This window comes from Terrisporobacter sp. (genome assembly GCF_017888745.1).
GTDB lineage: Bacteria > Bacillota > Clostridia > Peptostreptococcales > Peptostreptococcaceae > Terrisporobacter.
In genome coordinates this window covers 1-9,369 of sequence record NZ_JAGHFM010000050.1, presented here as the reverse complement: position 1 = coordinate 9,369, position 9,369 = coordinate 1, and the positions used below count along the sequence as shown (strand labels likewise).

The 9,369-nt window shown below is 30.5% G+C and carries 5 protein-coding genes, 6 tRNA genes and 1 rRNA gene; all 12 read right to left on the bottom strand.

What is annotated here, in order from left to right; genetic code table 11:
• Positions 1-179: 179 nt before the first annotated feature.
• A complete protein-coding gene (hprK, locus tag J7G74_RS02175) occupies positions 180-1,112 on the bottom strand; it encodes an HPr(Ser) kinase/phosphatase (protein WP_297131300.1) in 933 nt (310 codons plus the stop codon).
• A 4-nt stretch (positions 1,113-1,116) separates the two neighbouring features.
• Positions 1,117-2,931, bottom strand: a complete 1,815-nt coding sequence (uvrC, locus tag J7G74_RS02170) for an excinuclease ABC subunit UvrC (RefSeq protein ID WP_297131297.1) — start codon at positions 2,929-2,931, stop codon at positions 1,117-1,119.
• 187 nt (positions 2,932-3,118) lie between these two features.
• On the bottom strand, positions 3,119-5,944 hold the full coding sequence (uvrA, locus tag J7G74_RS02165; protein ID WP_297131296.1) for an excinuclease ABC subunit UvrA: 2,826 nt from the start codon (positions 5,942-5,944) through the stop codon (positions 3,119-3,121).
• Positions 5,944-7,914 (bottom strand): excinuclease ABC subunit UvrB, encoded by a 1,971-nt coding sequence (gene uvrB / locus J7G74_RS02160; protein ID WP_297131294.1) that lies wholly within the window; start codon positions 7,912-7,914, stop codon positions 5,944-5,946. Before uvrB ends, uvrA begins: the two co-directional genes overlap by 1 nt.
• A gap of 282 nt (positions 7,915-8,196) precedes the next feature.
• Positions 8,197-8,272 (bottom strand) — tRNA-Lys (locus J7G74_RS02155).
• A 5-nt stretch (positions 8,273-8,277) separates the two neighbouring features.
• Positions 8,278-8,354: transfer RNA gene (locus tag J7G74_RS02150), tRNA-Asp, on the bottom strand.
• Positions 8,355-8,369: 15 nt separating this feature from the next.
• Positions 8,370-8,445: transfer RNA gene (locus J7G74_RS02145), tRNA-Val, on the bottom strand.
• Between the two features lie 16 nt (positions 8,446-8,461).
• Positions 8,462-8,535, bottom strand: a tRNA-Gly gene (locus J7G74_RS02140).
• A gap of 1 nt (position 8,536) precedes the next feature.
• Positions 8,537-8,611: transfer RNA gene (locus J7G74_RS02135), tRNA-Glu, on the bottom strand.
• A gap of 5 nt (positions 8,612-8,616) precedes the next feature.
• Positions 8,617-8,692 (bottom strand) — tRNA-Thr (locus tag J7G74_RS02130).
• Between the two features lie 134 nt (positions 8,693-8,826).
• Positions 8,827-9,105, bottom strand: coding sequence for a hypothetical protein (locus J7G74_RS02125; RefSeq protein ID WP_187295325.1), 279 nt, complete (start codon positions 9,103-9,105; stop codon positions 8,827-8,829).
• 152 nt (positions 9,106-9,257) lie between these two features.
• Positions 9,258-9,369 (bottom strand): 5S ribosomal RNA (gene rrf, locus J7G74_RS02120); the annotation flags it as partial.

Sequence of the window (9,369 nt, the reverse complement as noted above, 5' to 3'; positions counted from 1 at the left end):
TTTTTCTTTCCCTCACTAAATTTTTCTTTTCTTTTCCCCATAATAAAACAGCCTCCTATAATAATTTAATACTATCATAGAAAGCTGTTGGATTTTGTAATTTACAGAGTTTTTTTCACACACTCAAATCTAAACTAAAGGGAGTTATCAATCATAGATAACTCCCTTTCTTATTTTTATTATTTATCAATCACTTGAGATAGTTTTTTAGTAAATTCTTGTGCGGCATCATATCCCATACCCTTTTGTCTATAATTCATTGCTGCCACCTCTATAATCATAGATGTATTTCTTCCTGGTTTTACTGGTATAACTAACTTTTCAACTTTTTGTCCTAATATTTCTTCATATTCTCTATCTAAACCTAATCTATCATAATATTTTTGCTGATTCCAGCTTTCTAATTCAATTACTAAATCTATCATTTTTTGAGTTTTGATAGCACCTACTCCATATAAACTTCTTACATCTATTATACCTATTCCTCTTATCTCCATATAATGTCTTAGTATTTCTGGTGCTTGACCCATTAATCTTTTATCATCTACTTTTCTGATTTCTACAGCATCATCAGCTACAAGTCTATGACCTTTTTGTATAAGCTCTAAAGCAGTTTCAGATTTACCTATACTGCTTTCTCCTTTAATAAGAACACCTATACCATATACATCAACTAATACACCATGAATTGTAACATGAGGAGCTAACTTATTATCTAAATAATTTGATAATCTATTAATAAATCTAGTAGTATTACAATCACTACTAAGTACTACCCTCTTATACATTCTAGCTTTTTCTATAATATCATCATCTACATCTAAATCTCTCGTAATTATTAAAACTGGAACCTCATAAGAAAAAAACTTATCTAAAATTTCTAATCTTCTTTGCTCATCAATATTTTTAAAATAAGTATATTCTGTTCTTCCTATTATTTGAATTCTCTCATAAGGAAAGTACTCAAAATATCCTGCCAAAGGTAATCCTGTTCTATTTACATCTTCCGATTCTACAAAATACTCTCTATCTTCAGGCATATACACTACCTTTAAATTCAAATCTTCTATTAGTTGTAATATCGATACTTTATCTTTTGCTGTCTCTTTCAATTAACTATTCTCCCTTTCTAAAATAATTATATATATTCTCTGCAACACTTTTGTTTAACCCCTCAACTTGAGATAATTCTTCCTCTGAAGCCTTTTTAATTTCTTCAATACTTCTAAAATGAGATAATAAAGCTTTTTTTCTTTTTTCTCCCACTCCAGGAATATCATCTAAAGTAGATTTTGTTAATGATTTATTTCTTAAACTTCTATGATAGCTTATAGCATAATTATGAACTTCTTCTTGAATACTTGCAACAAATCTATATAAATTTGATGTTCTATCAAGTTCAATTTCTTTAGTTGCATTAATTAGTCCTTTAGTTCTATGCTTATCATCCTTATACATACCCCAAAGAGGTATATCAATTCCATACTTCTCAAATACTTTTTTAACTGCACTGACTTGTCCTTTACCACCATCCAGCAAAATCAAATCAGCAAAATCGCCTTTTTGTATTCTTCTTTCCAGTATTTCTGCCATAGAATCATAATCATTAGGACCTTCCACAGTTTTAATTTTATATCTTCTGTATTCTTTTTTATCTTTTATACCATTTGTGAAAACAACCATAACTCCTATGGAGTCTACTCCTTGTATATTCGATATATCATAAGATTCAATTCTTCTAGGTGGCTCTGCTAATCCTACTACTTCAGCTAATTCAATTAATGCACCTTCACTTCTCTCATACTTTCTTTTATTCAAGTTAGAGAATTTTTCAAGATATTCCATAGCATTTTTCTTAACCATTTGAATTAGACTTTTCTTATCTCCTTTTTGAGGTACTCTAATAGATACTTTTTGACCTTTTATATTAGAAAGCCATTCTTCTAATACTACCTGATCTTCTATTTGAGATTCAATAATAATTTCTTTTGGAATATATTCTGCATTCATATAAAATTGCTTTACAAATGAGCCTAGAATAGATTCTTTAGTTATATCCATAACTCCCTCTAATATAAAATGTTCTCTTCCAACTATTTTTCCATGCCTAATAAAGAATGCTTGTACACATGCTTCTTCATCATTATAAGCCATAGCAATTATATCTTGGTTTATATCATCTGTTGAAACATCAATTTTTTGCTTTTGCATCATTTCTTGAATATTTATAATTTTATCTCTATAAATAGCAGCTTCTTCAAAATTAAATTCCATAGCGCATTTATTCATTTTTTCTTTTAAAATTTCTATTAAATTTTCTTCTTTTCCAGATAAAAATAATAAAATCTCTTCTATCATTTTATTATATTCTTCTTTTGATACATTTCCTGTGCATGGTCCTACGCATCTTTTTATATGAAGATTTAAACATGGTCTTACATTATTTTTTATAGCTCTCTCGATATCTATACTGCAAGTTCTTATTGGATAAATATTCCTTATAACTTCTAATGTGTCATTAACAGCTTCCACATTAGTATATGGCCCGAAATACTTAGCTTTATCCTTTAATACTCGCCTTACCTTTAATACCCTTGGGTAATCTTCATTTACTGTAACTTTTATATAAGGATATGTCTTGTCATCCCTTAATAACACATTATATTTAGGTCTATACTTTTTGATTAAATTACATTCTAAAATCAGTGCTTCTAGTTCTGAGTCAGTAATTATATATTCAAATGAATTAATATTCTTAACCATTGATTTGACTTTTGAAGAATGATTTTTAGATGATTGGAAATATTGTCTTACTCTATTTTTTAAAGATATAGCCTTTCCAACGTATATAATTTTATCATCTTTATCTTTCATTAAATATACTCCAGGCTCTGCTGGAAGTTTTTTTAATTGTTCTTGTATATCAAACATCTTTTTTCCTCCGAAATCAATGTATATAAAAATTCTATTCGCTCATAACTCCAAGGAAATAAATTCGTCCACCTTCAGGTAATCATATTGATAAAAATTATTCCCAAAATTTATTCTATAATAAAACTTCTAACTTTTACATATATAAAAGCTAGAAGTTTTAATCATTTCATATAAACTTCCTCAATTATTCAAAGTATTTTTTTAAGAATTGTCCTGTATAAGATTCTTTTACTTTACAAATTTCTTTTGGAGTTCCAGTAGCTATTATAGTACCACCTTTATCTCCACCTTCAGGACCTAGGTCAACAATATAGTCACAAGTTTTTATAACATCTAAATTATGTTCTATAACTACTATTGAATTTCCTGTATCAGCAAGTTTTTGTAGTACATGAATTAATTTATCAACGTCTGCCATATGAAGACCTGTAGTCGGCTCATCTAATATATATAATGTCTTCCCTGTTGGCCTTTTACTTAATTCTGTTGCTAGTTTAATTCTTTGAGCTTCTCCTCCTGATAACTGAGTTGAAGGCTGTCCAAGTTTTATATAAGATAATCCTACATCCATTAATGTTTCAAGCTTTCTTTTTATTGATGGTATATTTTCAAAGAACTCCAGTGCTTCTTCCACATTCATATCTAACACATCAGCAATTGTTTTATCTTTATATTTAACTTGTAATGTTTCTCTATTATATCTTTCACCTTTACATACTTCACAAGGTACATAAACATCTGGTAAGAAATGCATTTCTATTTTAATAATTCCATCACCTTTACAAGCTTCACATCTTCCACCTTTTACATTAAAACTAAATCTACCTTTTTTATATCCTCTTGCCTTAGCTTCATTAGTAGTTGCGAATAAATCTCTTATTTGATCAAATACTCCTGTATATGTGGCAGGATTTGATCTAGGAGTCCTTCCTATTGGACTTTGATCTATATTTATTATTTTATCAATATTTTCTATTCCTTTTATTTCTTTATGTTTTCCTGGCCTTTCTCTAAGTTTATTAACTTTACTTGCAACACCTTTATACAGTATAGAGTTAATTAATGAACTTTTTCCTGAACCAGATACACCAGTTATACATATGAATTTTCCTAAAGGTAACTTAACATCTACATTCTTTAGGTTATTTTCAGTAGCACCAATAATCTCTATAAAATTACCGTTGCCCTCTCTTATATGTTTAGGTATTTCAATGACTTTTCTTCCACTTAAATACAGTCCTGTCATTGAATTAGGATTTTCTAATATTTCATCTAATGTACCTTGTGCCACAATTTCTCCACCATGAACACCTGCACCAGGACCTATATCTACTACATAGTCAGCTTCCCTCATAGTATCTTCATCATGTTCAACAACTATTAAAGTATTACCTAAGTCTGTTAAATGTCTTAACGTACCTATTAGTTTTTCATTATCTCTTTGATGAAGACCTATACTAGGTTCATCAAGTACATATAAAACTCCGACAAGAGCAGAACCAATTTGAGTAGCAAGCCTTATCCTTTGTGCCTCTCCTCCTGATAGAGTTCCTGCTTTTCTAGATAATGTTAAGTACTCTAAACCTACATCTCTTAAGAAAGATGATCTTTCATTTATTTCTTTTAATATTTCATGAGCTATAAATTTATTTTTTTCACTTAACTCTAAGCTTCCCATAAAATTCAATAACTCTTTTACAGATAAATCCGTAACTTCTATTATATTTTTTCCTCCAATTAGTACAGACAAGACTTCTTTTCTAAGTCTTGAACCCTTACATTTTGGACAAGGTGTTTCTGCCATATATTCTTCTATTTTTTCTCTTGAGTATTCTGAATTTGTTTCTCTATATCTTCTTTCAAGATTTACTATAACACCTTCAAATGGAGCTTTATAATGTCTTCTTCCTCCAAATTTTGAGTCAAAAATAAATTCTACAGTGATATTATTTTCACCATAAAGTAGCTCTTGGACAAAGTCTTCTGGTAAGTCTTTAAATGGAGTATCTAAAGATACATTATAATGTTCAGCTAAACTTTGAACCATTTTACTATAATAAGTATCATCACTTGTACTCACACTTCCCCACGCTGCTATAGCACCTTGTTTAATACTTAAATCTTTATTTGGTATAACAAGGTCTGGATCTACTTCTCTACTTTCCCCCAAACCTTTACATACATCACAGGCACCAAAAGGAGCATTAAATGAGAACATTCTTGGAGATAATTCTTCTATTCCTATTCCATGTTCTGGACACGCAAATTTAGTTGAATATAATATTTCTTCTCCATCTATTATTTGAGCTATAACCAGCCCATCTGATAATTTTACAGCTGTTTCAATAGAATCAGCTAATCTACCTTCTATACCATCTTTAATAACTATCCTGTCTACAACAACATCTATATTATGTTTTTTATTTTTATTTAAATCAATTTCATCTGTTACTTCATAATTTTCTCCATTTACCCTAATTCTAACAAAGCCTTCCTTCGTTATATTTTCTATAACTTTTTTATGAGTACCTTTTTGTCCTCTTACAATAGGAGATAATATTTGAACTTTAGTCCTTTCTGGGAACTCCAGCATCTTGTCTACTATTTCTTGTATAGTCATTTGACTAATTTCTTTTCCACATGTAGGACAATGTACATCTCCTACTCTAGCAAACAATAATCTTAAATAATCATAAATTTCCGTAACTGTACCAACTGTTGAACGTGGATTTCTAGAAGTTGTCTTTTGGTCAATAGATATGGCTGGTGATAGTCCTTCTATATATTCAACATTTGGTTTTTCCATTTGCCCTAAAAACTGTCTAGCATAAGCTGATAAGCTTTCTACATACCTTCTTTGACCTTCTGCATATATAGTATCAAAAGCTAAAGATGATTTCCCGGAACCTGATAACCCTGTGAAAACAATAAACTTGTTTCTAGGAAGCTCTAAATTTACATTTTTTAGGTTATGCTCTTTAGCACCTTTTATAATGATTTTATCCTCCATTAATTTTTTATCCTTTCTTCTAATTCTTTTATCTTATCTCTTAATTGTGCAGCTCTTTCAAATTGTAAATTCTGTGCAGCCTCCATCATTTCTTGTTGTAATGATTCTATAGTGCTCTTAATATCATAAGTACTTTCATTTTCGCTAACTCCAAATATAACTTCTTCATCAGCTGGTTTTAAAGTCTCAATACTATCCCTAACTTCTTTGACAATAGTTTTTGGTGTAATACCATGCTCCTCATTATATTGAGATTGTATTTCTCTTCTTCTTTTTGTCTCTTCTATTGTAGCTGCCATAGAACGTGTTATTTTATCTGCATACATTATTACCCTACCTTCTGAGTTCCTTGCAGCACGTCCTACAGTTTGTATTAGTGAAGTTTCAGATCTTAAAAATCCTTCTTTGTCAGCATCTAGTATTGCAACTAAAGAAACTTCTGGTATATCTAAACCTTCTCTAAGTAAGTTTATACCTACTAATACATCAAATTTACCTAATCTTAAGTCTCTAATTATTTCTGTTCTTTCTAATGTATCTATATCAGAGTGTAGATATTTGACCTTAATTCCTATTTCTTTTAAGTAATTAGTTAAATCTTCACTCATTTTTTTAGTTAATGTAGTAATTAATACCCTTTCCTTTGTCTCAATAACTTGATTTATTTCACCTACTAAATTATCTATCTGATTTTCAATAGGTCTAACCTCTATTATTGGATCAAGTAATCCTGTTGGTCTTATTATCTGCTCTGCAACAGTAGTTGAGTGTTCTATTTCGTAAGGACCTGGTGTAGCAGATACAAATAAAACTTGATTTATATTTTCTTCAAATTCGGAGAAATTTAAAGGTCTATTATCGTAAGCCGATGGTAATCTAAATCCATTATCTATTAATGATTTCTTTCTAGAGCGGTCACCTGCATACATTCCTCTAACCTGAGGTATTGTAACATGAGATTCATCAACTATTAATAAAAAGTCTTTTGGGAAGAAACTCATTAGTGTGTACGGTTTTTCTCCTTCTTCCCTTCCTGTTATATGTCTAGAATAGTTTTCTATGCCTTGGCAAGTACCAATTTCACTAAGCATCTCTATATCATACTTAGTTCTTTGTTCTATTCTTTGTGCTTCTAATAATTTATCATTATTTTTGAAATACTCTACTCTTTCCGCCAACTCTTTTTCTATCTCATCAACTGCATGTGCGACTTTTTCTGGAGTAGTAACATAGTGAGATGCAGGAAATACAGCAATATGATTTCTTGTTCCTAATATTTTACCAGTAACATAGTCTATTTCAACTATTCTATCTATTTCATCTCCGAAGAATTCTATTCTTATAGCTTTCTCATCATCACTAGCAGGGAACAATTCTAATATGTCTCCTCTAACTCTAAAGGTTCCTCTGATAAAATTAATATCATTTCTTTCATATTGTATTTCTACTAATTTCTTTATAAGGGTATCTCTATCTATTTCCATTCCTACCCTGATAGATAACATTAGCTTTTTATAATCATCAGGATCCCCTATACCATATATACAAGAAACAGATGATACTACTACTACATCTTCTCTCTCTAAAATAGATGCAGTAGCAGAGTGTCTTAATTTATCTATTTCATCATTTATGCTTGCATCCTTCTCTATGTAGGTATCACTATGAGCTACATATGCTTCTGGCTGATAATAATCATAATAACTTACAAAATATTCAACTGCATTATTCGGAAAAAATTCTTTAAACTCACTATATAATTGAGCAGCTAAAGTTTTATTATGTGCAAGTATCAATGTAGGTTTTTTAACTTCTCTAATTATATTTGCCATAGTAAAAGTTTTTCCTGAACCTGTTACCCCTAATAGGGTTTGAAATTTTTCATCATTATTTATTCCTGTTACAATCTTTTTTATTGCTTCTGGCTGATCCCCTGTAGGCTTAAAAGCTGATTGAATTTCAAAATCCATATATCTCACTCCTTTAGAACATCCGTTCCGTATAATTACAGTTTTAATTATACCATAATAATCCTATTATTTCTTCATTCCTAGTTTTTATTATAAAATTTATTTACTTATATATTACCCATTTTCAATTTAATTTAAAGTATAGAATATATAGTGTTATCTTAATCATTATAATTCTTATATTTATCTTATAATCAATAATAATTTTATCAACAATCAAATATTAGAAATACATAAAAAAAACCATATGTAGTATAATCTACACATGGTTTTTTACTATATTGGTGACCCATCGGAGATTCGAACTCCGGACACCTTGATTAAAAGTCAAGTGCTCTACCGACTGAGCTAATGAGTCATATTTGGCGACCTGGAAGGGGCTCGAACCCTCGACCTCCAGCGTGACAGGCTGGCATTCTAACCAACTGAACTACCAGGCCGCATTATCTATTTAATGGTGGGACCAACAGGGCTCGAACCTGTGACCCCCTGCTTGTAAGGCAGGTGCTCTCCCAGCTGAGCTATGGTCCCAAAATAATTATTTAAATGGAGCGGGTGAAGGGGATCGAACCCTCACAGCCGGCTTGGAAGGCCGGAACTCTACCATTGAGCTACACCCGCATGGTGACTCATAGGGGAATCGAACCCCTGTTACCGCCGTGAAAGGGCGGTGTCTTGACCGCTTGACCAATGAGCCATTTATGGAGCTGGTAATAGGACTCGAACCTACAACCTGCTGATTACAAGTCAGCTGCTCTACCAATTGAGCCATACCAGCTAATTATTACTTGTCCGTTTCTTTCTCTCTCGGACAAGTAATACTATATCATATTTTGTCGTAATACGTCAACACTTTTTTTAAAATTTTTTTTAAATTTATTATTATTTTTAAAAAAGTTATATTTGTGTGTATTACATAGTTCCTCTATATTTGTAATCCTTATGCTCTCCATTAAGATAATCTAATTCAGCTGTTATTTTAACAATATGTCTATTTAAATTATGACCTATCTTTACATTTTTATAATCTGCATCGTCATCATTATTAAAAAGATAATCTCTAACTACTTCTTCTGCAGCTTTTGTATTTATAGAATCATAAAAATTAAAATAAGTTTTATCGCCTATTTCTAATGTAAGATCATAATTCCCATTTTCTTTCTTATTTCTCATATCTACCATATTATCCATGTTGTTTCCTCCTACAAATTACAGTATTATTATTTAAGGTTTCCACATTCATAGCTTTTTATTTATAATTTGTAATAGTAAATTATAAATAAAAATGAAAAATAATAGATATAAAAATATATAGTTTATTTTTTACGCAATAAAAAAAGATTACGTGGCTACGTGCTACTCTCCCAGGGGGCTTCCCCCCAAGTACCATCGCCGCTCAAGAGCTTAACTTCTGTGTTCGGAATGGGAACAGGTGTATCCTCTTTGCTATAATAA

Coding starts and splice junctions, on each gene's coding strand:
- J7G74_RS02125 (WP_187295325.1), bottom strand. CDS start 9,105: ATGGATAATATGGTAGATATGAGAAATAAGAAAGAAAATGGGAATTAT.
- uvrA (WP_297131296.1), bottom strand. CDS start 5,944: ATGGAGGATAAAATCATTATAAAAGGTGCTAAAGAGCATAACCTAAAA.
- uvrB (WP_297131294.1), bottom strand. CDS start 7,914: ATGGATTTTGAAATTCAATCAGCTTTTAAGCCTACAGGGGATCAGCCA.
- uvrC (WP_297131297.1), bottom strand. CDS start 2,931: ATGTTTGATATACAAGAACAATTAAAAAAACTTCCAGCAGAGCCTGGA.